Raw genomic sequence first — 24999 nt, forward strand, 5'->3', positions numbered from 1 at the left:
CCGTGATCGCGTCGGCGCAGTCCGCCGGCAGATCGTCGCAGCCGTGGTTTCCAGCGGAGCGCTGCAGGATCGTTCCGGCCAGTCCACGTGCCCGTTCGCTACTCGATGCGAGTCGCACCAAGCGAGGGAAGGCGGGGAAGCCGGCGGGGAAGAGGAGGTCGTGCTCGAGGCACAGCCGGTGTCCCAGCTCATCCCATGCCTCGGAGTCGTCCTCGCGCTCTACCCGCTCCAGAAGCTCAGGGACTCGATCGACATCCCCGCAGCAGTCATGCATCTGTGTCGGGTACGGCGGCACCCCGTCCAGCGTCTCTTGGATGTCGCTTCTGCACGTCGGCGACGCCAGCACTCCTGTGCCCACGTTCCCGCGCAACTTCGGCCCGACCCCGCCCCGAGGTGTGGCCGGACCGCGGGGGATTGACGAAAGCAGCACCACACACAGCTTTGACAGTTCTGGACCGGTCGTCTACTTTCTAAATAGTTGACCGGTCGTCTAGATCGATCGACCATCCCTTCCAAGCACTCCACAACGCATTCGGAGAGCCCCATGGCCACCCCCGTAAAGCTCGCAGTCGTCTACTACTCCTCGACCGGCACGATCGCCGAGATAGCCAAGGAGCTCCACGACGCCGGCATCAAGGCCGGCGCCGAAGTCCGCCTGCTCAAGGCCGGCGAACTGGCTCCCCAGGCCGCCATCGACTCCAACCCCGCCTGGGCCGCCCATCACGCTGCCACCGCCGGCATCCCCCTCGCCACGCCCGACGACATCGAGTGGGCCGACGCCGTGATCTTCGGCACGCCCACCCGCTTCGGCAACGTCTCCGCACAGCTCAAGCAGTTCATCGACACCCTCGGCGGCCTCTGGGCCCAGGGCAAACTCGCCGACAAGGTGTACAGCGGCTTCGTCTCCAGCGCCACCGCCCACGCCGGCCAGGAGTCCACCCTGCTCGCCCTCTACAACTCGGTCCACCACTTCGGCGGCGTCGCCGTCACCCCCGGCTTCACCGACCCCTCCAAGTTCGTCGACGGCAACCCCTACGGCACCTCCCACGTCGACGCCCAGGGCAACAACCCCGTCGACGGCACCACCCGCACAGCCGCACGCATCCAGGCCGAGCGCGTCATCAAGATCGCCGCACAGCTGAAGGCGGCCTGACCACCCCGGGACTCCACCCGGCATGGGCCTCTTGTCGGCGCCGCCCGCTCCCGCGGCGCCGACAAAGCCTCCCCGACAGCGCCACCGGCCCTGCCTCACCCGCGGGACAGCCGCGCCCGAACAGCGACTCCTCTGCGCCGCATCGGACTGCTCGTCAAACACGGGTCCGGGCGGCGCTTCCTCCTGTTCGCGGCCGATCACATGGATCCCCCGCTCACCGAGAAGGCCGCAGCCGACGTGCAGTGCACCGTGTTCGGCGTGGCGGCACGGCGGCCGGTCCCACCAGGCAAGGGCGCACGGTGGAGCACGAGTGGATCAAAGCCGTGCAGGAGTACGCGAGCTCGCCGCCGACACGCCCGCCCATGCGCCGGACGGCCCGATTCACACATCACTCGGGCAGCCACCGAGGGCGGAGCGCGAGCTTCGTCGGCGGGAGCGGTCCCGGCCGACCGCCCGAGCACCCGGACCTCTCCGGGCCGCCCGCACCTCGAAAGGTGTTCGAGAGCAAGGTGTGGCCCAACACTCCTTGACGAGTCAAGGAGTGTTGATATCTACTTGCACCAGCAAGCACTTCCTTGTTGAGGAAAGTACATGTTCAGGTTTTTCCGGAAGCACGAAGAGGTCAGCACCATGCCCAAGATCGGCATCATCATCGGAAGCACCCGCCCCGGCCGCAATGGCGAGGCCGTCGCCCGCTGGGTCCACGAGATCGCCGGGCAGCGCAGCGACGCCGACTTCGAAGTCGTCGACCTGCTCGACTACAAGCTGCCCATCCTCGACGAGGCCTACCCCCCGTCGATGGGCCAGTACACCCAGCCCCACACCCACGCCTGGGCGGAGAAGATCGCCTCCCTGGACGGCTTCATCATCGTCACCCCCGAGTACAACCGCTCCGTGCCCGGCGCCCTGAAGAACGCCATTGACTTCCTGTACGCCGAGTGGAACAACAAGGCCGTCGGCTTCATCAGCTACGGCGGCACCGGCGGCACCCGCGCCGTGGAGCACCTGCGCGGCATCGCCGGCGAACTGCAGATGGCCGACGTCCGCGCCCAGGTCGCGCTCTCCCTCTTCACCGACTTCGAGAACTTCAGCACCTTCAAGCCGGCCGACATCCAGCGCGACACGCTCAACACCACCCTCGACCAGGTCATCGCCTGGTCCAACGCCCTCGCCCCCCTCCGCGCCAACTGACACTGCGCAGAGATCCACCCTGAACGGCCCGAAGGCATGCCTTTCGGGCCGTTCAGCAGTGGCACGACCCACGCCGCTGCGGCGCTCCTGCGGTCCGGACGGCGTGAGGAGCAGTCGAGGCCGGCACCCGCCCGGCGGGTTCGGCGGGCGGCCGGTGTGCACCATCAGGCCCACCCGCCGAACCAACGTTCGGGGAGGTCGACGCCACCGAGCCCCGGGGCCCGACCACCCCGTGCAGGCCCACCAGGCCTTCCGCGATCGCCACTGACCGTCCTGTTGATCCGGCAGACATTGTCACTAGACGGTCGGTCGTCTATTATTTCAAGTGGCCGTCCTGCAGGCGCCTTGCGACCTGTCCCACCGCGGCCGGAACACGACCCCACCTGAGTCCGGACGGACCGGGGGCCGTCGCCGACCCGGCGCGGTCTCCGCATCCTCCGGACCCACTGCGACATGGAGACACCGACACATGCGCGTCGAGATCTGGACCGATATCGCCTGCCCCTGGTGCTACATCGGCAAAGCCCGCTTCGAACGAGCCCTGGCAGCCTTCGAGCACCGCGACCACGTCGAGGTGGTCTATCGGTCGTTCGAACTCAACCCGAAGGCCGAGGACGGCACGACACCGATCATCGACGCCGTTGCGGCCCAGTACGGGCGCACCCGCGAGCAGCAGGTCGCGCGAGAGGAGTACGCCGCATCCGAAGCGCACGCCGAAGGACTCGGTTTCCGGGTCGGCGCACGCGTCCACGGCAACACGTTCGACCTCCACCGCCTGCTGCACTTCGCCAAGGCCCGCGGCCTCCAGATCGAACTGATGAATCTCGCCCTCCGGGTGAACTTCGCAGAGGAGCGCTCGATCTACGACAGGGAGACCCTGGTGAGCCTGGCAGCCGAAGCGGGCCTCGACGAGGCAGAGGCACGCGAGGTGCTCGCCGATGCCGACGCCTACGCCCAGGAGGTACGGGCCGACGAGCGGGAGGCCGCCGAACTGGGAGCAGGTGGCGTGCCGTTCTTCGTACTGGACCGACAGTACGGCGTGACCGGCCTGCAATCCGTCGAGCTGTTCGGCCAGGCGCTGGAGCAGGCATGGCAGAACCGTCCGGCGACCCGGCACCCGGGCACTGCAGCGTGACGACTTGCCGTTCGGCGGCCTGCGAGTCCGGGCCGCGACGCCCCGCGCCGAGCACCGGGCCGCCTCACCACCAGTGACACGTACCGAATCCACCAGTGACACGTGCCGAATCTCTGGGTTGCATAAAGAAAGTCAGATGTTAGCCTGAGAGGACGCGGGCGTTTCCGCGCCTTCGTCCGAGCCGTACGTGGACGTCGGCCGGATCCGATGCCGCCGCGGTCGTGCCGGGGCCGTACGGAGTGCGGCTGTCCGAACCGTCCCGCGCGACGGCGTCCCTGCGACGAGACGACCATTTACCGAGAGCACGCCTGAACAAGGCGGCCTGTTGCAAAGGAAGCACGATGGACATCAACGGGTCAGTCGCCCTGGTGACAGGCGCCAATCGGGGCATCGGCCGCGCATTCGCCCGCGCGCTGGTGGAACATGGCGCGGCCAAGGTCTACGCGGGAGTTCGCGATCCGGCAACCGTGACCGATCAGGATCTCGTACCACTGCGGCTGGATGTCACCGACCACGACGCGGTCGCCGCTGCCGCCGAGGCCGCGGGCGACGTCTCGATCGTCATCAACAACGCGGGGATCGGGGGCGCACGCACCGGGCTCCTCGAAGGCGACTTCGCGGGTGCGCGCCAGGCGATGGAGGTCAACTACTTCGGAACCTGGGCCGTCTCCCGGGCCTTCGCCCCGATTCTGGCCCGGAACGGCGGCGGGGCGCTGGTCAACATGCTCTCGCTGGCGTCCTGGCTCGGCCAGCCGCAGTTCCCCGGCTACGCGGCCTCCAAGGCAGCACAGTGGTCGTTGACGGACTCCCTTCGGCAGGCTCTGCATGCGCAGGGCACCCTGGTGGTGGGAGTGCACGCCGGTTTCGTCGACACGGATCTCAGCGCCTGGACGGACGCACCGAAGATCGGGGCCTCCACCGTGGCCGAATTGACAATGGACGCCCTGGCCAACGACCGGCTCGAAGTCCTCGCCGACGACGAGACCAGGCGCGTCAAGGCCGCCCTTTCGCAGCCCGCGAGCACCACACCCGGCAGCTGATGCGTCGCGTCGACCGGCGACCGGCGGCGGGGCGCCAGACCCGCAGCAGATGACGTAGCGGCCGACCCAGGGCCGGCAGCAAGCCGGCCCTGGGTCGGCTGCTGCCGATCGACAGGGCCGCTTCGTCGGCCGATGACGGCACGGTTGCGTGCCCATCTCAGCGCACGGCAACTCCGGTTCGATCGGCCAGGATTTCCGGCAGCGCCGTCGGCGGCCCGCACTGTGCACGACCGATCAGCCGGTCGTTACTGCCGGGAGCTTCGAGGATCGCGTGTGTCCGAACCCGCCGCGATCCTCGCGCGAGGCGGAAAATAGTGGGCCTGCTCGGCACAGCCGCTCGTCCTTGCGGACGGCGGGAAGGCGGCCAGAACTGGCTGCTGCCCGGCCGCGCATGGACAGCCATGCGCGGCCGGGCCTGCCGGGGCGTCACGCCCCAAGCGGAGCGCATCCCGGTCGAGACTGACGCCGAGTTCCGGACCGGGCACAGTAACGCCGCGAAGGATCCCGCTGCGCTCCCGCACGTCGGGGCCGTCAGTCCGGATGCATCAGGGCATCCCTCATCGCTACCGGCACTGACGGCCACCCACGGTGCGCCCTCGGTCAGTCGAAGAGCGGACCGACGGTGCGGGTGCGCTTGATCTCGTAGAAGCCCGGCGTGGAGGCGACGGCGAGGGTGCCGTCCCACAGCTGCCCGGCCTGTTCGCCCTTGGGGGCGGGCGTGACGACCGGGCCGAAGAAGGCCACCTTGTCGGTGCCGGTGCCCGGACCCGGTACGGCGATGATCGGACTGCCGACATCCTGGCCGACCAGCGTGATGCCCTCGAGGTGCGAGGCCCGCAGCAGTTCGTCGTAGGTGTCCGTGTCGCCGGCGTCGGCAAGGTCCGCGGGCAGTCCGACGTCCCGGAGCGCCGCTTCGACGGTGGGGCGGGTCCTCGGCTGGTCCTGCAGATGGAACCGGGTGCCCAGCGCGGTGTACAGGGGTTCCAGCACCTCCGGGCCGTGCTCCTGCGAGGCCGCGGTCAGAACGCGGACCGGCGCCCACGCCTGCCCCATCAGAAGACGGATGCGCTCGGGCAGTTCGCCGAGTCGGCCCTCGTTGAGGACGGCCAGGCTCATCACATGCCAGGTGATGTCGACCGGCCGGGCCTTGCGGACCTCGAGCATCCAGCGGGAGGTCAGCCATGTCCACGGGCATACGGGATCGAACCAGAAGTCGGCCGATGTGCGGGGGTGGAAGTCGTTCACAAGGTGATCCAAACGTGGGGCGAAGCCTGCAGGGCGGGCCGGGGAAGGTTCAGCAGTCAGCGGGGAGGCCAGTAGGGGATGGCCCCGATCCGAGTATCGGTCCGCGGCAGGGACGAGGGGTGTGCGTCCCTGCCGCGGACCGGAGCGCACCGGCTCAGCGACCGGCGGTCTGGCCACCGTCGACGGGCAGGATGACGCCGGTGACGAACGGGGCGTTCTCGAGGTAGACCACCGCGTCGACGATGTCGCTCACCTCACCCATCCGGCCGACCGGGTGCAGGGCGGCGAGAAACTCGTGCGTCTCCTCGGCGTGCATCGGGGTCTTTATGGTGCCCAGGGCGACGGCGTTGCTGCGGATGCCACGGGTGGCGTACTCGATGGCCAGCGCCTTGGTGGCGGACTGCAGGCCGCCCTTGGTCAGCGAGGCGAGTACGGAGGTCACGTGGGAGTCCGGCTGGTCACCCAGGCTGCTCGAGATCTGCACGATGTGACCACCGCCCTGCTCGAGCATGCGCTCGACCGCGAGCTGGGTGATCCGGAAGAAGCCGTCCAGGTTCACGCCGAGCACCGCTTCGTAGTCGTCCTCGGTGTAGTCGGTGAAGGGCTTGGCGACGAAGATCCCGGCGTTGTTGACCAGCGTGTCGACACGGCCGAACCGCTCGACGGCCGCGGCAATGACACGCTCGGCGGTGGCACGGTCGGCGATGTCGCCCTGGACGGTGAGGATCTCACGGTCATGCGACTCGGGAATCGTGCGCGAAGTGGCGACGACGGCGTAGCCCAGCTTGCGATAGGCGGCGACCAGGCCGGCGCCGATGCCCTGCGAGGCGCCGGTGATGACCGCGACTTTCTGTACCGGGTTGCTCATGATGACCTTCTTCAGTGAGGGGAATGCTGGGACCAGTTCTAGCCGACCGGTCGTCTATCACGTTAGACGAGCGGTCGAAAAACGTCAAAGGGATGAAATTCGGGCACGATCGCAGACGCCTGGGGCGGTGCGACCGACGGGCGCCCCGCGGGTTGCGCTCAGGGGAGCGGGGCACAGCCTCGAGCCCGCGACGACGGCCGTGCGACGGAGAGTCGCGCACGGGACGGTGTGCGCGGAGTCAGGCGACGCCGGCCTTGCCCGGATCGTTGGGATGCGACTGGACGGCGGTGACCACCGAGGTCATCCACGGCCAGAGGGGCAGCGTGCCGAGCACCTTCTCGTACAGCTCGGCCTCGTCGGCGGCGCGCCACAGACCGATGCTGCGCAGTTCACCCACCGGGCGCCAGAGCCTGACGAGATGGCCCGCGGCGGCCAGCTCCCCGGCCCGGACGGCTTCGGCCGCCCGGCGGCGGTCGATCTCGGCCTGCTCGGTGCCCTCGGGGGCGGTGGTGGTGAGCTCGACCAGGAACTCCTTCATGACCTTTCCTCTCTCTGCATTCGATGGCAGCCTCCGCCGGTGCGGGGATGCACGGAAGGGGCGGTTGCACTCCCCCGGCGGACCGGGTCCGCCGAAGGCGAGCACGGTCAGGCGGACGGCCGGGCCGGGCGGCCGTGGAGCCGCGGCGGCCTCAGTGGTCGGTGGCGACCCGGGAGACGTGGTACTGGCGGATCCGCCAGCCGTCGGCATCGCGCTGCAGGACCAGCGACAGGTGCACAGGGGCCTGCCACCCGTTCGGGTCCCGGAAGACGACGTCGGCGAAGCCTCCGGCCACCTGCTCGCCGATCCGGTAGCTGTGAACGTCCCCGACGTCGGCGAAGCGGCGCTCCGCCACGGCCTCGTAGTAGCCGCGTACGGCGTCGCGCCCGAAGAGGACCTCGGGCCCGAACCCCTGGAAGAGCGTGTCGGTCGTGAACAGGTCGGCCATGACATCCGGCAGGTGACCGTCGAAGGCGGCCTTCCAGCGGCCCAGCACCTCGCGCATCGGGTCGTTCATGGTGTCAGCACTCATGGTGTCAGCTCTCCTTTGTGCAGAGCGGGGGGTGAGGCGGCACTCGCCCATGGGCGGACGCCACCCGGAACAGGGGTCGGAAAGCACTGGCGGGTCGCCGCAGCAGCGAGCTGCTGCATCCGGCCGAGCCAGGGCGGGGGCGATGGTGGTGCGGTTCCCGCACGCCGGGACGCGAGGGACCGGGTGTGCGGCGGTCGAACCGGACCGTCGCGGCCGGTGCCGGCGCGTCGCGTCTGTACAGGGACGGCCACTCACCGATCTTTAGCCGACCGGTCTAGTAAAACATAGACGAGCGGTCGTATAGTGACAACATGGGACGGACAAGTGATGCCAGAGAGAAAATTCTCAGTGCTGCGCACTCGCTCATCGAGCTGCGCGGCTATTCGGCTTTGGGCGTGGCCGAGATCTGCAAGACGGCCGGGGTGCCCAAGGGCAGTTTCTACCACTTCTTCGAGTCCAAAGAGGCGCTCGCACTCGCCGTGATCGACGAGCAGTGGGCCATCCAGCGGAGCGACTGGACCCGCCTGCTCAGGAGCGACGCGGAGCCACTGCAGCGGCTGCGGCAGCTCTTCGAGGAGACGGAGGCCGAACAGCTGGCCGGTCAGCAGAGCTGCGGGACCGTTTCGGGCTGCATGTTCGGCAATCTCACCCTGGAGATGAGCAACCAGACCGAAGCCGTCCGCAGGCGCCTGCAGGAGATCTTCGACGCCCAGGTCGAGATGGTCGATACGGTCATCACCGAGGCTCGCGAGCGTGGCGAGGTCACGGTGGGCAACACCCGCGAAGCCGCGCGATCCGTGGTCGCACAGCTTGAGGGCCAGGTCCTGTTCGCCAAGCTCTACAACAACGCTTCCCAGCTCGGCGCCCTCTGGACGAACTGCCTGGCGCTGCTGGGCGCTCGCAGCCCGCAGGTGCCGGCCGCCGTCTGACACGACGGCTGCAGGTCTCGGTCTGCAGCCGTCGGGGGCCGACCCGCGTGGCCCGGACCGGTTCGACTCGCCACGGGTCTCGACCCGGCGAGCGGTGCCACCTCACAGGAGGAACACACATGACGCTGTCGCCACTGCTCGATCTCGGGGTGAGCACCCCGATTCTCGCCGCGCCGATGGCCGGCGGCCCCACCACGTCGGCGCTGGTCACCGCGGCGGCGCGGGCGGGCGGCCTCGGGTTCCTTGCAGGCGGCTACCGAACCGCCGACGCGCTGGCCGAGCAGATCGTGCAGGTCCGCGCCGACGGCGTGGCCTTCGGCGTCAACCTGTTCGCGCCCAACCCTGTGCCCATCGACCGGGACGCCTTCCGTCGCTATGCCCGCACGATCGCACCCGATGCCCGGGCGCACGGCGTCGACGTCCTGACAGCCGGGATCACCGAGGACGACGACCACTGGTCGGACAAGATCGACCTGTTGCTGTCCGACCCGGTACCTGTTGTCAGCTTCACCTTCGGCATGCCGGAGGCAGCGGTGATCGCCGCGCTGAAGGCCGCCGGGACAGTGGTGGTCCAGACGGTCACCTCGGCCGCCGAGGCCCGACAGGCCGAGGAAGCCGGCGCGGACCTGCTGGCCGTGCAGTCCTCGGCGGCAGGGGGCCACTCCGGCACGCTGACCCCGCAGCACCTTCCGGCACCCGTGCCGCTGACCGATCTGGTGGGACAGGTGCGCCAGGCGGTGCCCCTCCCGCTCGTCGCCGCAGGCGGAGTGGCCACCCCGGCGGACGCGACCGGGGCACTGCGCGCCGGAGCCGCGGCGGTCATGGTCGGCACCGTCCTGCTGCGCTCCGACGAGGCCGGCACCTCACGACCCCACCGGACCGCCCTGGCCGACCCGGCACAGCGCCGGACCGTGGTGACCCGGGCATTCACGGGCCGCCCCGCAAGGGCGCTGCGCAACGGATTCACCGACCGCTACACCGACCTCGCCCCGGCCGGCTATCCCGCGCTGCACCACCTCACCAGCCCGATGCGCAAGGCCGCCGCTGCGGCGGGCGACCCCGAGGCGATCAATCTGTGGGCCGGCACCGGATACCGCCGTGCCACAGCCGAACCCGCCGCACTGATTCTGCAGCGTCTGGCATCCGGGCTCTGACCGGAACGGCGTGTCCGACGCCGGGCGGTCTCCGGGCGGCTCGAAGGACAGCTCCCGCCTCAGGCCAAGGGGACTCCGAGCAAGGTCTCCAACTGCGCGATCGTCTCTTCCGGGTCCTTCGCGTGGACGCCCGCCAGCCCCAACTCCGCCGCCGGCGCGAGGTACTGCTCCGTGTCGTCCACGAAGACACAGGCCTCGGCAGGCTTGCCGAGCATGTCCAGCATGAGCTGGAAGATGGCCGGTTCGGGCTTGCGCATCCCGTGCCGCTCGGAGATCACCACGGCGTCGCACAGCTGGTCCATGTCGTATCCGTCGTACAGGTTCCACGGGTCGAGGCCGACGGAGTTGGACAGGATCCCCACCGACACCCCGGCCCGCCGAGCGGCGGCCGCGGCCTTGATCATGGCGGTCTCCGGACGCAGATCCGCGAAGATGCGGCCCATGAGGTTGTCGGGAGCCACGCCGAGGCTCCCGGCTGCCGCGATGTTCCATTCCGCCTGAGTGATCGCGCCACGCTCGAGGTCGTGGGTGCGCCGGGCGCCCTCCTCGTCGAGGTAAAGCGCCGTGATGCAGGCTCCCTGCGCCAGGCCCTCGCGCTGCTCGAAGGCGAGCACGGCGGGCAGCAGCGGCGTGGTCAGCACGCCGCCGAAGTCGAGGATGAGACCGGTGCGGTGGGTCATGGCGGGAACTCCAGCTGTAGGGGCGAGGGTGTGGTGTCGATCGGCGTCTCCGGGCGCCGGCCTTGGGGCTGCGGGCCGAGGGCGCGACGTACAGCACTGCCTCCGCTCTGCACAGACGCCGAGGCGGCATCCGGAATGCGCCGGGTGTCCGAGAGGACTCCGTGCATGCGGTCACACCGTCGCCGGGGCGTTGCGCGCGAGTCGCCGACCGCACCCGAACGGCCGTACGACCACGTCTTGGTGCGCTTGTCGCTGCCCGAGCCGGGTGGTCGTCGGCTTCCGCATCTCTTCACCACAGGCGCTGACTATCGTAACGCAAGTCACCTCGGGGGCTCGAATCAACCGACCCGCCCCTCAGCTCTGCTGACGCATCGCCATGGCGGCAATCGGCGCCACCGCAGTGACACATGACGGCCGACCTCGCCCCCGACGGCCGCCAAGGCGATTTCGTCACCCGCAGGACCGTCCGGCCCGGTGACGTGTTCACCCCGGCCGCGACCTCAGGCGACGGTGGCTTCGATGGTGACCGGGATGTCGAGTGCCTTGGAGTAGGGGCAGATCCGATGGGCGCCCGCACCGAGCTCCTCGGCCGTCTGCTGGTCCACTCCACTGAGCTCGAGGTGCAGTACGGCGCTGAGGCTGTAGTCACCCGTCTCGTGCGTGTGATGCAGGGTGACTTCGGCGACGACCGCCAGATCCTTCGGGGTCACCTTCCTCTGGGCGGCGGTGATCTTGACGGCGCCCAGGAAACAGGACGCCCATCCCGCAGCGAGGAGCTGCTCGGGATTGGTGGCTCCGCCGGCGCCGCCCAGCTCCTTCGGGATTGCCAGGGTGAGGTCGAGGAGACCGTCGTCGGACGCGGCGCGCCCCCCGTTGCGACCCTCACCGGTCGCGGCGACAACGGCGGTGTAGTTCGTTTCAGTCATGATCATGCCTTTCCAGCTCGTCCCGGGCGAGATCACCCGGCATCACCTGTCTGAGTGGTGACGACTCTGGCATGCATTAAATCACCCGTCAAACAGGTGACGGAGCATTTCGTCACCCCCTTGACTGGTGACGACTCTCAAGGCATTCTGAACGAAGTGCGACCGCACGGGACCCCCAATCGACCGGCCGGCCGCCACCACATTGCAAGGAGACGATGCGATGAAACCCGCACAGGACAGCCCTGACGCCGCCGAAACCATCCGCCGCGCCCGGTTCCGCGAACTGCCGAAGCGCATCCGCCTCGAAGAGATGGTCGAGGAGCGGGCGGCCACGGTGCAGGACCCGGCACGAGACACCTACAACGCTCACCAGTGGCTCGTCCGCTACTGCTTGTGAGCCAGGCCGACCACGCAAGGAAGGATCCCGATGCGCGTACCCAAACCCCTGCTGGCAGTGTGTCTGGCGGTGCTCTCGGCAGCTGTCGGCCTGGGCTGCTACGCCCAGGTCTTCTGAGCACAACCACGGACCAACCACGGACCGACCCACTCACTGAGCCCACTACCGGCACCACCCCGGCCCGCCCCGCCGACGACGGAGCGGGCCGGACGCATGCCGGAGACCCGTCGCCGGCTCCGGCCGGAGCAGCGACCGGGTTCGCTTGACGCATTTAAGACGACCGACCATATTGGAGCGCGCAGGTCCGTCCATCGCTCCGAAGCAGCGCGGACGCGACGCGCGGACGCCCCCGGTGCTGCCCATGCCGCGATCCGGGGCTCCAGTCACCGCACCCGCCATTCATCGAGGAGAACCATGTCCACTTACCGTGCATTCGAGGTCACAGGGGCGCGGAACTTCGAGCTCGTCACTCGAGAGATCCCCACACCACCCGCCGGGCACGTGAGGCTGAGGGTGGAGAGTTGTGGGGTCTGCCACTCCGACGCGCTCGCCGTGGAGGGCATGCGGGCCGATCCGACGCAGCCGATCGTTCCCGGGCACGAGGTCGTCGGCGTCATCGACGCCGTCGGCGCGGGTGTGAGCACCTGGCACGTCGGGGACCGGGTGGGCGTGGGCTTCCTGAACGGCCACTGTGGCGAGTGCACGCCCTGCCGCCGCGGAGACTTCGTCAACTGCACCGACCAGCCCCAGACCGGGACGACCACGGACGGCGGATACGCCGAGGTGCTCGTCGCCCGCAGCAGCGGCCTGGTCCGGGTGCCGGACGGTCTGTCCGCCGTCGAGGCGGCCCCCCTCCTCTGCGCCGGCCTGACGACCTTCAGCGCACTGCGCCGGCTCGACGCCCGCCCCGGCGCCCTCGTCGCGATCCAGGGCATCGGCGGTCTCGGGCACCTCGGCATCCAGTACGCCGCCCGGCTCGGCTACCGCGTCGCGGCCATCGCCCGCGGCCGGGAGAAGGAGCAGCTCGCTGTCGAGCTGGGCGCGAGCCACTACATCGACAGCTCTGCGGAGGACCCCGGTGCCGCGCTGCAGAAGCTGGGCGGCGCCGACGCCGTCATCGCCACCGCAGCGAGCGGGGCCTCGATGACGCCGCTGGTCCCGGGCCTCGCCGCACGTGGGCACATGGTGGTGGTCGGGGTCGCTCCGGACCCCGTCACGATCTCCACGCCGGACCTCGTCCTCGGCACCCGCACGGTCAGCGGGAGCCTCACGGGCTCCTCCATCGAGAACGAGGACGGTCTCGACTTCAGCAATCGCTTCGGCATCCGCCCGATGGTGGAGACGATGCCCCTTGCGCAGGCGCCCGCAGCGTATGAGCGGATGATGTCCGGTCAGGCCCGCTTCCGGGTCGTGCTGGACATGACCGCCTGACTCCGGGACAGGGGTACCTGCGAGCCGAGGATGCACCCCGGGCCGGCACGCCGCACTGCGTGCACCAGGGCGTACCGGCCCGGGGCACACCCTGCACCTCGCGAGGCATCATTTGACCAAACCGAGGCGACCGACCATATTGCGGTGCGGAGGTGGTGTCATGGCCCGACGAAGCATGCGCGAAGAGATCGTCGACGCAGCGGTCGCACAGTTCCACTCGAAGGGATACAACGCCGCGGGCGTCAAGGACATCACCGATGCCGCCGGCGCGCCCAAGGGGTCGTTCTACAACCATTTCGACAGCAAGGAGTCACTGGCCGTCGTCGCCCTGAACCGCTACGGCGCGAGCCGGCGGATGCAGGATCTGGCGGCGTCCGACGTGGCACCGCTGGTGCGTCTGCGCAAGCACTTCGAGTTCCTGCGTGACGAGACCTCGAATGCGGGATTCACCCAGGGCTGCCTGATCGGGAACTTCGGGGCGGAGGTCGCCGACCACAGCGAGACGATCCGCGCCGGCGTCCGGGAGTCGCTCGGCCACTGGGCCTCGATGATCTCCGGTGCACTCGTCGAGGCGAAGCAGGCCGGCGCAGTGCGAGCGGACCTCGATGCGGAGAGGACGGCACGCTTTCTCCTCAACGCATGGGAGGGCACACTCATCGCCGCGCGCTCCAGCAGGTCGGGCGATGCCTTCGACGACTTCTTCGACACGGCCTTCGGGACACTGCTCGCGCCGCCTTCGGAACAGGTTCAACCGTAGGACCCACGGGTGGGCACCACCCGCCATGGCCGAGCGGGGCATGCCCCCTGCCTCCCAGAGCAACTCGGTCATGAACCGCGGCGCAGCGCACGACTGGGCGGCACAGCCGGAACGGATCATCCCGCCACCCCTGGTCGCGGGCGGACCACCCCAGCCCGGTCTTTCTTGACCGGAACGAACCGCAGAGCCACATCGTCCGGGGCATCCGAGGAGACGGACGACACGAGGCTCGCCGCGGCGACGACCGCGACATTCGGCGCGATCGGGCGCCGGTCCATGCGGTGATCAACGCTCCGAGCGGCACAGCGGCCCTCGGCAGCGGGTGACGGGGCAATCGACACCCGAGTTTCATCACCCTCTTGACAGGTGACTTTCGCTCATGTCATCGTCATCACCCTCTTGACAGGTGACAAATATGGTCGCCGTGAGCGGGACGGGTTGCTGCGGACCGCAGCTACTGCCCCGGACCGCTCGGATGCCGCGTCGGCCCCCGTCGACTCCGCCAGAAACCGAGAAGAGGCTTCATGAGCCAAGCCGTGGAATACGAGTGCGTCGTAGTGGGCACGGGAACGAGCGGCAGTGTGCCGGCAGCGCGGTTGCGTGAGGACAGCAACGCGCATGTGCTCCTGCTCAAGGCAGGCGGTTCCGTGGTGCCGCCGCCACGGTCCGGTCCTCCCGCGGGGCCCCGGCTGCCGGGCGCAACGCGCAACCGGGGAGAGCTGACGACCGCGGAATCGAGGTATCGGGGCATCGAGGGCCGGCGGATCGCCGAACCATCCGCCATGCCGTCCACCGTCTCAGGCACCACGAACACGACCGTCGGCGGCCTTGCGGAGCAGGCCGCCGAGATCTTCACCCGGCCCGGGCGGTGGTGACCATGTCCGACCGACGGAAGCAGCCGGCGGACGGCGCGCCTGTGGCGCGGCGGACCATGCTGTCGATGCTCGGCGCGGGAGTCCTCGGGCTCGCCACCGCGCCGTACGTGCAGCGCGGCTGGGAGCGGACCCTTGCCGCTGTCTCGCAGGTCGACTCCACCGGGCTCACCGGACTGCTGCCCAATCCGGGGGGTTTTCGCTACTACAGCGTCGTGGGCTCGGTGCCGCGCAAGGACGCCACGAACTACCGGCTGCGGATCGACGGCCTGGTCGACCGCCCGAAGACGTACACGCTCGAGGACCTCGGCGCCCTGCCGCAGTCCAGGGTCGTCCACGACGTGCAATGCACCGACGGCTGGCGGGTGAAGGACACCCCTTTCGAGGGCGTCAAGCTCTCCGACCTGCTCGATGCCGCCGGAGTGCGGCCCGACGGCAAGGCGATCCGTTTCACCTGCTTCGACGGCGCCTACACCGAAAGCCTCACGCTGTCCCAGGCCCGCCGCTCGGACGTGCTGCTGGCCTTGAAGATGCAGGACAAACCGATCACTCACGAGCACGGTGGACCGGTCCGGCTCTATGTGGCCCCGATGTATTTCTACAAATCAGCCAAGTGGCTGTCCGGGATCTCCGTCACCGACGAGGTCATACCCGGCTACTGGGAGGAGCGCGGCTATGACATCGACGGTTGGCTCGACGGGGCCGACAGACACGATGACGCCTCCGCCGCCTGAGCGGTCCGGGCGCATCCTCCGGTTCGGCCGGGCCGAGCGTCTGGTCCACCGCACCACCGGCTGGTTGATGCTGCTGTGTGTGGCGACCGCAGCCTGTCTGTATCTGGCGCCGCTCGCGCAGGTGGTCGGCCGCCGCCACCTGGTCGCCACCGTTCACGAATGGTCGGGAATCCTGTTGCCGGTTCCCTTCCTCCTCGGCCTCGTCTCACCCTCCTTCCGGGCCGGTCTCCGCCGGCTGAACCGCTTCGCGGTGTACGACAGACGGTGGCTGCGTGCGGTCCTCACGCGCACGACGTCACCGGGCGCGCGCCCTGCCGGCAAGTTCAACGCGGGACAGAAGCTCTACGCGGGCTGGATCGCCGGGGCGGTCCTGGTGATGATGTCCACCGGTCTGCTGATGTGGTTCACGGGCGTACTCCAGCCGATCTCCCGCACCAGCGCGATCTTCGTACACGACGTACTGGCCTGGGCCGTCGTCCTCGTCCTGATCGGGCACATGAGGATGGCGTACCGGGACCCGCAGGCGAGGCTCGGCATGCGTACGGGGTTCGTGGAGCGGGAGTGGGCGGGGATGCGGCATCCGCAGTGGCTGGAGGAAGACCGGTCCGCCCCGCATGACGGTGATGCCGGTGCGACCGTTCAGGAGCGCTGAGTCTGCGGGGTCCGAGGAGAGCGGCGCAGCGGTCGGACGCCGGCCGGCGATCACGACGGAGAGTCGACCCGGCAGCGCCATGGTCCCTCGGGCCGACTCCCCGATGCCCTGGGAACGCCCCAGACGCAACACACGGGCGGGGCCGCCGGCTGCGGCCCCGCCCATACCGTGCTGTGGCTCCGTGCGAGACGTCGAGGTGAGGGCGGGGCTCAGCGCCCCATGCCCCTCGTACCCCGCGTCGGCGGGCATGCGGGCGACTCGCATCGAATCGCCCCCATGCAGCCGTTGGTGTCAGCGCCGCAGCTCCAGCCGGTGCACGCCCCCGCTCATGGTGCCGACGTACAGATAGGCGCCGTCGGGGCTCGCCGCGAGCTTGGTGGTGTCCAGGTTCTGCAGCCCGGTCGAGACGTTGACCCAGGTCCGCCCGTTGTCGGTACTGCGCAGCACGCCACGGCCGCCCCTCGGGATGCCGTTCGACACGTATCGCGTCGTGGCCGCGTAGAGCGTCTTGCCCACGCGGGTCAGATCCGAGACACGCGTCGGGAGGCCTCCGGTGTCCGCGGTCCGGAAGGTCCGGCCGCCGTCGGTGCTCACCCGGACGCCGTCACCCCCGACGAGCAGCCGGGAACCGTCGAGTTCGATGGTGGACACGGAACCCTCGGCGACCTTTGTGACGGTGACCCCTCCGTCGTCCGACCGGTAGAGGCCATGGGCGTTGCCCAGCCACAGGCGGCCCGGATCGTGCGGGTCCGCGATCGTGGCATCGAAGAAGGCGTCGTGGTGGAGCGCCTTCCATGTCGTGCCGTTGTCGGCTGTCACGAACAGGCCTGCATCCACCGGGGTCCAGTACCCGACGAGCACGTGATCCGGGTCGGTGGGGTCGATGGTGAGCGTCGTCGGCTTCTCGGCGTAGACCGCCTTCTGCTGCCACGTCCTGCCGCCGTCGTCGCTCCGGTAGACGTAGAACGACCCATTGCCGGAACCTTCGCGGACCTTCCACACCACCTGGGGATTCTTGGGGGACACGGCCACCAGGCCGACGCTCTCCCCGAACCGTCCCTCATTGCCCGTCGCACCCCATTCAGGGGTGCTGACGGGCAGTTCGGTGCGCTGGACTCCGTAATCCGTGCCGGCCAGGAGGGTGTTGCCGGTGACCGCCAGGTCGCGCACCGTCCCGCCCTGGACGCCGATACGTCGGTAGCCGCTGCCGGACGCCGTGGCCCGGTAGAGACCGGCCGTCTGCTCGACGATCGTGAACGATCCGTCCGCCCAGCGGTCGTAGTCGAGCGGCAGGGCACCGTCCGCAGGGTTGGGAATCGACGACCAGGTACGGCCATGGTCGCGGCCGATCCAGCTCTCATGAGCCGCCGAGAGGAACACATCGCCGCCGGACATGCTGATGCCGGCGCCGACCCAGGGCTGTTCGAGCAAGGTGGACCAGGTCCGACCGCGGTCGTACGAGCCGACGACTCCGGTCCGGACGTCATAGGCGACGACGACGGAGCCGTCCGCGGCCAGTCCCCTGAGGTCGAAGCCCTCGGATTCGTAGACCTGCCGGACAGCGCCGGGTGCGCCGGAGACCACACCGGGACGCACCCAGATGCCGTTCATGGTCGCGAGGTAGAGGTCGTCACCGGCGATCGCCGCCCACTGGATGTCACCGGAGACTCCGGTGGGAGATGCGGTCCAGGTGTCGCCTGCGTCGGTGCTGACGAGGAGTCCGGCGTCGGTCACGGCAACCAGGGTGCGGGACTGCTCGTCGCTGACCAGGGCGGCGATGTGGGTATCCGGGACATCGAGGGTCTGCCAGGTGCGCCCGCGGTCCTCGGTGCGCAGGATCGTGCCCTGCGTCCTCGGAGGAGCATCGCTGTTGACGGCGTACCACCAGCGGTCCGGCTGCTTCCTGTCGATGACGACCATGCCGCTGCCGTTGGACACCGGCAGCCGGTTGAGCTGGGACCAGGTCGTGCCGCTGTCGGTGGTGAGCCACGGCCCGGGCTTGCCGGCCTGGGTGAGCACCGCCTGACGGGGCGCGCCCGGGGTGGTGGTGAGTTCGCCGCTGTCGCTGTTGGGCCCGACCGGCTTCCACTGGTTGCCGCGGCTGTCCTCGGGGGTGACCTCGAAGGCGCCGGAGCCGATGAGCCGCTGCCCGGTAGCCGTGGCAGCGTCGGCCGACACCTTGTACGCCCCGGCGTTCCGGCCGGTCACAGCGGCCCGGTACCAGTTGCCGTGGTCGGGTACGGCGGTGACCTTCATGGCCTTGCCGTGCGGCGGCGTCACGGTGACGGCCGGCGGACCGCCCAGGGCGACCGGGCTGTAGATGTACACCGTGGAGCGGCCGTCGCTGGGATCGGGTGCGGCCTGCACGATCAGATGCCGCGCGATCAGCAGGTAGGGAACGGTGATCGCCGGTCCGCTGTCGGCGGTGACGGTGAGACGTCCGCTGACTTCGGTGTCGGTGGAGGGCCGCCCCGTGTCGATCGTCACCGCGACCGTGGCGGTGCCTCCAGCCGCGATGTCGACATGCGCGGGGCTGACACGGGCTGCGCCGCTGGTCTTCAGGGTCGCGGTCATCCTGCGCGTCCCGCTGTTGCGCAGCGTCACGGTCCTGGTGCCACCGATCGTCCGCCGGGAGAGATCGGCGAGTCCGAACGAGAGCGTGGCGGGCGTGGCGGTGAGTACGGCGTTCGCTGCCGCGGCCACGTCGAGCCGGCCGGCGCCCTGGGTGGTCGGTTCCGAGCCGGTCAGTGGTTTCGCAGTGCCGACCAGCGCCGACCTCACGGCGTCCGGTGACTGTCCCGGGTGCAGCTGGCGGAGCAGGACCGCGGCGCCGGCGACGTGGGGGGAGGCCATCGAGGTACCGGACATCCGGTATTCGCCGGGCGCGTACAGGCCCGTCGGTACGGTGGAACGGATCTCCACGCCCGGCGCCACCAGATCGGGCTTCAGCTCGAACCGTTGCGAGGGGCCGCGGGAGGAGAACGAAGCGATCTGGTCCGTGGCGTCGGTGCCGCGGACGGTGACGGAGACGGGCTTGTCCGCCAGCCGGGCGCCCAGTTCCGCGTACTGGGTATCGTCCATGCCCAGGATCACGAGCTTGTCCATGCGCAGGGAATCGCCGGAGGCGCCGATTCCGGGAGCGCTTGCTGATACGGCGGCGACCCCGGGAGCGGTTGCGGTCCGCTGCGGGTCTCCGCCTCCGCCGCCCGGCGGGCCGACGAGCAGGGCGAAGGCTCCGCGCCGCTCCGCCTCGCGAGCCAGTTCCAGGCTCGGAACCGCCTGGACGAGCACGATCTTGCCGCGTACGTCGCCGGCCCGGGACCAGTCCTCATCGGTACCGAACCCGACGTCCACGAGCCGGGCGGTGACCGGCTCGGCCGGTGGGTTCGCCGACAGTCCGACACGCTTCGTCTGGAGGAGTTCGGGACGGGTGCCGGCCAGATACGCCGTGGGCAGCACCAGGTTGGTCGTGGACGCACCGACGGCGATGACCCCGTCGGCGGCCGCGGGCGTGCTCACGGTGTTCGGCCCGGGGCCGGCGTTTCCGGCGGCTGCCACCACGACAACGCCCGCGCGGGTGGCGGCCGTCGCGGCCAGGCCCAGCGGTTCGGTGCCGTCGCCGTAGCCGCCCAGGCTCATGTTGATGACGTCGGCACGGTGCGGGTTGGCCGGGTCGGCCGCCGCCTCGATACCGGCGATGATGTCCGATTCGTAGCCGCTGCCCTGATCGTCCATCACCTTGTAGGCGACGATCGTGGCATCCGGGGCGACGCCGGTGATCCCGCCGTGCTCCGCGGCCTTGCCCGCGATGATCCCGGCGACGTGGGTGCCGTGACCGTTGTCGTCCATCGGGTCGTCGTCGCCGTTGACGAAGTCGTACCCGGCAACGACCTTGTGCCCGGGGCCGAAACCGCCGCCGAGGTCGGGATGGGTGTAGTCCACGCCCGAATCGATGACGGCGACCGTCACACCTGCTCCGCGTGCGGCCTTGCCCGTCGGGTCCTTGCGCTTCCACACCTCGGGCGCGCCGATGAACGGAACACTGACATCGGTCTGTGCCCGCACGGGCATGTCCGGGACGACGGCCGCGACGCCCGGCATCGCGGACAGCCTGCCGAGTTCCCCGGCGGGAACGGTCATCGCGACGGCGTTGACCAGGAGATTGAACATGCGGACCGATCCGGGGTGCAGCCCGGCCCGCTCGGTCCGGCCGAGGAAGTCCTGCTGCCGGGATGCCACCGACCGGCGCTCGGAGGCGACTGCGGCGGCGACGGCCGCCCGCGCCCTGCCGTCGGGGGCGGCGGCGATCGCGGCGGCCCCGGAGAGCTTGACGATCACACGCCGTTCAGGACCGGTGGGTGCTGAGCCGGCAGCGGGAGGGACCCACGAGAGGAGCCCTCCGACAACGACGGCGGCGACGCCGACGTTGAGCGATCTACGCATGGTTATTGCCATGGGGAAGGTCCTACGTGGAATTACTTGCCAGGGCAATGATTCACGGTGGCCCCTTGCGGTCAGTGGCACACGTGGGCCAAGGTGTTTGAATGATCAAGGAACTGGCGGCCGTGGGGATCGGCCCGTTCGACGAGAGCGTGTACCGCGCCGTCGTCGCAAGGCACACCGCGCGCCCCGCCGAACTCGAAGCCGATCTCGGCTGCTCCTCCGAGCGGATCGCCCGGGCCCTGGACCGGCTGCACGATCAAGGGCTGGTCAGCCGGCTCGCCGGAACCCGCCGTCGCTACACGGCGATCGAACCGCGGGCGGCACTGGAAGCTCTGATCAGGCTCCGGACCATCGACCTCGACCGGGTCCGGTCAGTGGCGACCGAGCTGACCGAGCTCTTCGCCGGGGCCCAGAACGGCGCCGGAGACGAAGTCGAGATCACCACAGGCAGCGAGGAACTGGGCCGTTGGTTCGTGCGACTGCAACAGGAGGCGCGCAAGGAGGTCATCACCCTTGACCGGCCGCCGTATGCGCTGACCACCTCCAATCCGCTGGAGGCCGCCGCACTGGCCCGCGGCGTGGTGTACCGCTCGGTCTACGCCCCGGAAGCCCTGGAGTGGCCGGGCGTCCTCAGCGACATCCGAGGACTCGTTCACCACGGCGAACAGGCACGGGTGCTGTCCGGGCTGCGGGTCAAGCTGGCCATAGCCGACCGCCGGCTGGCACTGATGCCGCTCTCACTGGACCTCACGGACGTACGCGCTGCCGTCATCCGCCCCTCCGCTCTGCTCGACGCACTGATCGACTACTGGGAGATGTGCTGGCGGCAGGCCACTCCGCTCGACGCCCCGGGCGAGGACCCGATCGGCGAGGAGGACCGTCAGCTGCTCATCCTTCTGGTCAGCGGCCTCAAGGACGAGGCGATAGCCCGGCAGCTCGGCTGGTCCGTACGCACCATGCGGCGCCGTATGAGCCGCCTGCTCGAGTTGCTGGGCGCGGCCAACCGCTTCCAGGCCGGGGTCATCGCATCCCGCAACGGCTGGCTGTGACGCCGGCGGGCGCCGACGGCCCCTGCAAGGCCGACAGTCCCTCAATCGCCTGCTGTTCACGGAGCCCCTGCTCGACCCGGCCGCTCCACCGCCCGTGTCCCCCACCCGTCGGGGCTGCTGTGAGCCACGGTGACATGCCTGTCGGGAGAGCCTTCTGCGCCGGACGGGGGCGGCTCCGGCCGGAGGGGGCAGCGCCCCTCTCAGTGGTGCCCCGTCCCACCCTGCATCGCCCGCCGCGTCCTGGGTCGTGAGCGGGTCGGGGCCCGAGCAGTGGGGAGCCCGGGCCCCGAAGGCGGCGCGCAGCGCCACCGGTTCGGTGGGGGACGGTCAGAACTGCTGGACCCAGTACGGGGAGACCTGCATCCAGCCGTTGCCGCGAGCTCCGTTCAGGGTGCCGGTGGAGTTGGCGGCGAGCGTGTACCACGAGTCCACGTAGTCGGGGTCGTTGGTGTACCAGGACGCGGGAATGGCATCCAGGATCGCATTCACCAAGGGTATGTATGCGCCCTGGTCCGTGATCGTCAGCAGCGCGTCCGCGATGGCCTTGGTGAGCGCGGCGTAGTTCGTGTCGCCGTCGTCCTCCATCATGACCACGTCGGCCAGGTTGTACTTGTAGTTCGACCAGTTCACCAGGATCTGGTTCGGGTAGTACGTGTGGTGGTCGGTGTCCAGGTAGGGCATGTCGACCGAGTCCACCCGCACCTTGCCGTCCAGCCCGAAGCCGCTGACCAGCGAGAAGACCTCCGCGTCACCCGAAGTCCACGGTTCTTCGTCGTCGTTGAGGGACACCGCGTCGACCTTGGTCGTCCAGAAACCGCCTGCCGCGCTCGTCGCCTTCGCCGTTGCCCGGTTGGTCGCCGATGTGCTCAGGCCGTCCTTCGCCAGTTCCTTGTTCAGCAGGCCCAGGCCGGCCGCCACCGCCTTGGACACGTCCAGATCGATCACGTACACCGCTTGCTCCGGTGCCTTCGTCGCGTCCAAGGTGTGCGCCCGGCCCCGGCTGTCGTACGCCGTCACCGTCGTCGCGTCGTCATCCTGCGTCGTCACCGCCACCAACGGGCTTGTCCCCGACGTCAGTTCCTTCTTCATCGCGTCGGTGCCCAGGCGCAGCCGCAGCAGTGAGCCCACGCTGCTGTCCAGCCCCTTCGCTGCCACGATCCGCCGGTCGGCGCCGGCCACCGCACTCGACAGACCCTTGCCCGCCGCGCTTGCCGCACTCGCGGTCACCGCGCGTAGATCGACCTCGTTCGACTTCAGTACCGCCGAACGCAGCTCCTCCCGCCACTGAGCGTTCGCCAGCGACGCGGCCACTTCCTTTGCCGTCCGGTCTTCGATACGGGTCACCGTCGACGAGGGCTCGGCCGTCGGGGTCTGCGACCGTGCTGCCGCGCCGGCCGCGGGTGTAACGGCGCCTGCCAGCGCGACGACCGTCGTGGCGCAAAGGGTGAGCGCCAGGGCGTTGCGTCGCGTCATACGTCTGTACAAGGTTCCTCCTGTGAGCGTGCGGCGCCCCGTGTCGTGGCGGGACGTCGACGAATGGGGGGTGCGGCGCCCCGCGTTGTGGCGGGACGTCGGCCGAAAGACGGTGCGCGTTCAGGATGGAGCCGGGTTGCCACCAGCAGGTCTATGCGAGTAGAACCCGCGGTGACTAGCATGTGCATGACGAGTGCGCTGCACAAGAGGGCGTGAGCAATCCATGAACAGCCTTGGCACCGAGGGCCAATGACGTTTCGTCAGCTTTGCGGTCGACACACCGAACTTGACCGGCTCCATCCAGTGAACGGGAGGGATCACCAACCGGGAGCAGCCGGGGATCCCGGAGTCCCGTCCATGGATCACACCAGGGCAGACCACACTGACCGTCGCCGCGAGTGTGGCCGACCGGGTCAGAAGGTGTCCGGGGCGCTCCATGGCGACCTGGCCTTCTGTACTCGGCCCCGTGGACGTCGCACGATGACCGGGGATCAGGCGCCGACGAGCCCGCCTATGCGTCGCAGCCACGCGTCGGGAGCTGCGAAGTCCGGCTCCGTGGGGCCGAGCGTCCTGCTGCCCCGTCGACGAGCCGCTCCGAAAAGGAAGGAGTGGTCCGTCGACATCGAGAAAGAGCAACGGGCGTTCAGAACCGGTCACGGCAGCACGACAGCGACTCGCCCCGATGGGCCCTGAGTTGATGACGAGGTCCGACAAGGACCGTTGCCACCCGTCAGCCCGCGGACCGGGGACGCATCAGGCAGCGTGCGCCCTGACCCCTGACCGACATGGTCGCGAGTGACTGCCTCTGGTGCACTCCTGTGTCAGAACGGCGGTATCTGCTCGGGTACGAGCCCAGCCTGGCGGAGGAGGCCGTACAGGTCGGTCTCGCCCCAGAACTCGATGATCCGTCCATCTCGGAGCCGGTAGGACTTGACGCCCGTCATCGTGAGGTCCCGGCCGCTGCGGTCGTGGGTGTAGGTGAGGGTGAACGCCACAGTGACCCGGTCGCCGGCCGCGAAGAGATCGTCCACCTGGACTCGGCAGTCGGACAGGCCCGGCGTCAGCACCGCTCCCTCGGGGTGATGCCGCCCCTGGCCGTGAAAGCCCGCGCCGTGAACCAGGACATCCTCGGCGACGAGCTCTTCGAGCTCACCGACGTCCCTTGTTTCGAAGACCCGGAGGTAGCGGCGGACGACATCAGCGTTCCGCCCGGTGATGGCTTCGACTGAGTCGGACATGCAAGGACGGTACCCATCGCCCGATCGGATTCGCCAGTGCACGTCCCCGTCCGTCCCCCCGCACACACGCCGCCGGGGCCGTCCGGCGGAGCGTCCACAGTGACCTGCGGCGGAGAAGGTGAGGGTCCGGCGAACGACTCCGGGCGCGCACCGCCGCGGACCGCCGGAAGGCACTCCACGCCGCCGCCTGTCACCTGCACGACGTGAGCCCACCGCCTCCCTGCCCGGTGGAGGCGACCGCAGACCTGCTGTGGCTCTGGTTCGGCCCCACCGGCCGGCGCACGCTGTTGATCGAGAGCGGCTGGTCGTGGGATCGCCGGGCGATCGGCCTGCACCGGCTGCGGGCAGTACCCCGCCACCACGACACGTAGAACTCGGGTGCGGAGGAAGTTCCGTCAGGAGTCAGCGGGGCACACCGATGGGGACAGGGCGCAGAACACTGCGCGTGTGATCGTGTCGCACCCTGGGATGTACGAGTGCGCCGCCAGTCATCCACCGGCCCTCCCCCACAGGCGGTCGACGGGTCACCGCGGGCCCCTGACACCCCCGTTCCGAGGTCGTT

23 protein-coding genes are annotated in these 24999 nt (G+C 69.5%); 14 read left to right on the forward strand and 9 right to left on the reverse strand.

All coding sequences use genetic code 11. The features are described 5' to 3' along the window. The first annotated feature begins 544 nt into the window (after positions 1–544). The 4 genes from wrbA (at position 545) to OG878_RS01565 (ending at position 4519) form a co-directional block, all read left to right on the forward strand. Positions 545–1153 carry an NAD(P)H:quinone oxidoreductase gene (wrbA, locus tag OG878_RS01550; protein ID WP_328885033.1) on the forward strand — a complete coding sequence of 203 codons (609 nt, stop codon included), beginning with the start codon at positions 545–547 and terminating at the stop codon, positions 1151–1153. Between the two features lie 630 nt (positions 1154–1783). Continuing rightward, positions 1784–2344 (forward strand): NADPH-dependent FMN reductase, encoded by a 561-nt coding sequence (locus OG878_RS01555; protein ID WP_328891099.1) that lies wholly within the window; start codon positions 1784–1786, stop codon positions 2342–2344. A gap of 469 nt (positions 2345–2813) precedes the next feature. Further along, positions 2814–3479, forward strand: coding sequence for a DsbA family oxidoreductase (locus OG878_RS01560; protein ID WP_328885034.1), 666 nt, complete (start codon positions 2814–2816; stop codon positions 3477–3479). A 341-nt stretch (positions 3480–3820) separates the two neighbouring features. Next, on the forward strand, positions 3821–4519 hold the full coding sequence (locus OG878_RS01565) for an SDR family oxidoreductase (protein ID WP_328885035.1): 699 nt from the start codon (positions 3821–3823) through the stop codon (positions 4517–4519). A 600-nt stretch (positions 4520–5119) separates the two neighbouring features. Here OG878_RS01565 and OG878_RS01570 read toward each other — a convergent pair. The 4 genes from OG878_RS01570 to OG878_RS01585 all read right to left on the reverse strand — a co-directional run bounded on the left by OG878_RS01570 (position 5120) and on the right by OG878_RS01585 (position 7702). Continuing rightward, positions 5120–5764 (reverse strand): mycothiol-dependent nitroreductase Rv2466c family protein, encoded by a 645-nt coding sequence (locus OG878_RS01570; protein WP_328885036.1) that lies wholly within the window; start codon positions 5762–5764, stop codon positions 5120–5122. A gap of 154 nt (positions 5765–5918) precedes the next feature. Next, entirely contained in the window at positions 5919–6632 is a 714-nt protein-coding gene (locus tag OG878_RS01575) for an SDR family NAD(P)-dependent oxidoreductase (protein ID WP_328885037.1), read from the reverse strand. A 238-nt stretch (positions 6633–6870) separates the two neighbouring features. Continuing rightward, complete coding sequence (locus OG878_RS01580) at positions 6871–7170, reverse strand: muconolactone Delta-isomerase family protein (RefSeq protein ID WP_328885038.1); 300 nt, start codon at positions 7168–7170, stop codon at positions 6871–6873. Between the two features lie 151 nt (positions 7171–7321). Next, complete coding sequence (locus tag OG878_RS01585) at positions 7322–7702, reverse strand: nuclear transport factor 2 family protein (RefSeq protein WP_328885039.1); 381 nt, start codon at positions 7700–7702, stop codon at positions 7322–7324. A 311-nt stretch (positions 7703–8013) separates the two neighbouring features. Between OG878_RS01585 and OG878_RS01590 the strand changes: the two genes are divergently transcribed. Continuing rightward, positions 8014–8631, forward strand: coding sequence for a TetR/AcrR family transcriptional regulator (locus OG878_RS01590; protein ID WP_328885040.1), 618 nt, complete (start codon positions 8014–8016; stop codon positions 8629–8631). A gap of 119 nt (positions 8632–8750) precedes the next feature. After that, positions 8751–9785, forward strand: a complete 1035-nt coding sequence (locus tag OG878_RS01595) for a nitronate monooxygenase (RefSeq protein ID WP_328885041.1) — start codon at positions 8751–8753, stop codon at positions 9783–9785. 59 nt (positions 9786–9844) lie between these two features. On the opposite strand, the gene OG878_RS01600 is transcribed toward OG878_RS01595, so the two are convergent. Together OG878_RS01600 and OG878_RS01605 are read right to left on the reverse strand one after the other, a co-directional pair. Next, positions 9845–10465 (reverse strand): HAD-IA family hydrolase, encoded by a 621-nt coding sequence (locus OG878_RS01600; RefSeq protein ID WP_328885042.1) that lies wholly within the window; start codon positions 10463–10465, stop codon positions 9845–9847. 500 nt (positions 10466–10965) lie between these two features. Further along, positions 10966–11391, reverse strand: a complete 426-nt coding sequence (locus OG878_RS01605; protein ID WP_328885043.1) for an Ohr family peroxiredoxin — start codon at positions 11389–11391, stop codon at positions 10966–10968. A 220-nt stretch (positions 11392–11611) separates the two neighbouring features. On the opposite strand from OG878_RS01605, the gene OG878_RS01610 reads away from it, so the two are divergent. The 6 genes from OG878_RS01610 (at position 11612) to OG878_RS01635 (ending at position 16234) form a co-directional block, all read left to right on the forward strand. After that, positions 11612–11788 (forward strand): hypothetical protein, encoded by a 177-nt coding sequence (locus OG878_RS01610; RefSeq protein WP_328885044.1) that lies wholly within the window; start codon positions 11612–11614, stop codon positions 11786–11788. A 414-nt stretch (positions 11789–12202) separates the two neighbouring features. After that, positions 12203–13219, forward strand: coding sequence for an alcohol dehydrogenase catalytic domain-containing protein (locus OG878_RS01615; protein ID WP_328885045.1), 1017 nt, complete (start codon positions 12203–12205; stop codon positions 13217–13219). Positions 13220–13379: 160 nt separating this feature from the next. Next, the gene (locus OG878_RS01620) at positions 13380–13976 is read left to right on the forward strand and encodes a TetR/AcrR family transcriptional regulator (RefSeq protein ID WP_328885046.1); all 597 of its coding nucleotides are present in this window, start codon (positions 13380–13382) and stop codon (positions 13974–13976) included. A 524-nt stretch (positions 13977–14500) separates the two neighbouring features. Beyond that, positions 14501–14851 (forward strand): hypothetical protein, encoded by a 351-nt coding sequence (locus OG878_RS01625; protein WP_328885047.1) that lies wholly within the window; start codon positions 14501–14503, stop codon positions 14849–14851. A 2-nt stretch (positions 14852–14853) separates the two neighbouring features. After that, positions 14854–15582: a molybdopterin-dependent oxidoreductase gene (locus OG878_RS01630; protein WP_328885048.1), complete on the forward strand. Its 729-nt coding sequence runs from the start codon at positions 14854–14856 to the stop codon at positions 15580–15582. Continuing rightward, positions 15524–16234, forward strand: coding sequence for a cytochrome b/b6 domain-containing protein (locus OG878_RS01635; RefSeq protein ID WP_328885049.1), 711 nt, complete (start codon positions 15524–15526; stop codon positions 16232–16234). The genes OG878_RS01630 and OG878_RS01635 overlap by 59 nt, the downstream gene beginning before the upstream one ends. A 291-nt stretch (positions 16235–16525) precedes the next feature. Here the strand turns inward: OG878_RS01635 and OG878_RS01640 are convergent, their stop codons facing one another. Further along, positions 16526–20689: a S8 family serine peptidase gene (locus tag OG878_RS01640; protein WP_328885050.1), complete on the reverse strand. Its 4164-nt coding sequence runs from the start codon at positions 20687–20689 to the stop codon at positions 16526–16528. 89 nt (positions 20690–20778) lie between these two features. Between OG878_RS01640 and OG878_RS01645 the strand changes: the two genes are divergently transcribed. Next, complete coding sequence (locus tag OG878_RS01645; RefSeq protein ID WP_328885051.1) at positions 20779–21726, forward strand: helix-turn-helix domain-containing protein; 948 nt, start codon at positions 20779–20781, stop codon at positions 21724–21726. Positions 21727–22053: 327 nt separating this feature from the next. Here OG878_RS01645 and OG878_RS01650 read toward each other — a convergent pair whose 3' ends face one another. After that, positions 22054–23199, reverse strand: a complete 1146-nt coding sequence (locus OG878_RS01650; protein WP_328885052.1) for a DUF3103 family protein — start codon at positions 23197–23199, stop codon at positions 22054–22056. A gap of 821 nt (positions 23200–24020) precedes the next feature. After that, entirely contained in the window at positions 24021–24437 is a 417-nt protein-coding gene (locus OG878_RS01655; protein ID WP_328885053.1) for an ester cyclase, read from the reverse strand. A gap of 203 nt (positions 24438–24640) precedes the next feature. Here OG878_RS01655 and OG878_RS01660 point away from each other — a divergent pair, with 203 nt between their 5' ends. Then, complete coding sequence (locus OG878_RS01660; RefSeq protein WP_328885054.1) at positions 24641–24808, forward strand: hypothetical protein; 168 nt, start codon at positions 24641–24643, stop codon at positions 24806–24808. The last annotated feature ends 191 nt before the right edge of the window (positions 24809–24999 follow it).

The sequence above is a fragment of the Streptomyces sp. NBC_00316 genome (assembly GCF_036158715.1).
Taxonomy (GTDB): Bacteria; Actinomycetota; Actinomycetes; order Streptomycetales; family Streptomycetaceae; genus Streptomyces.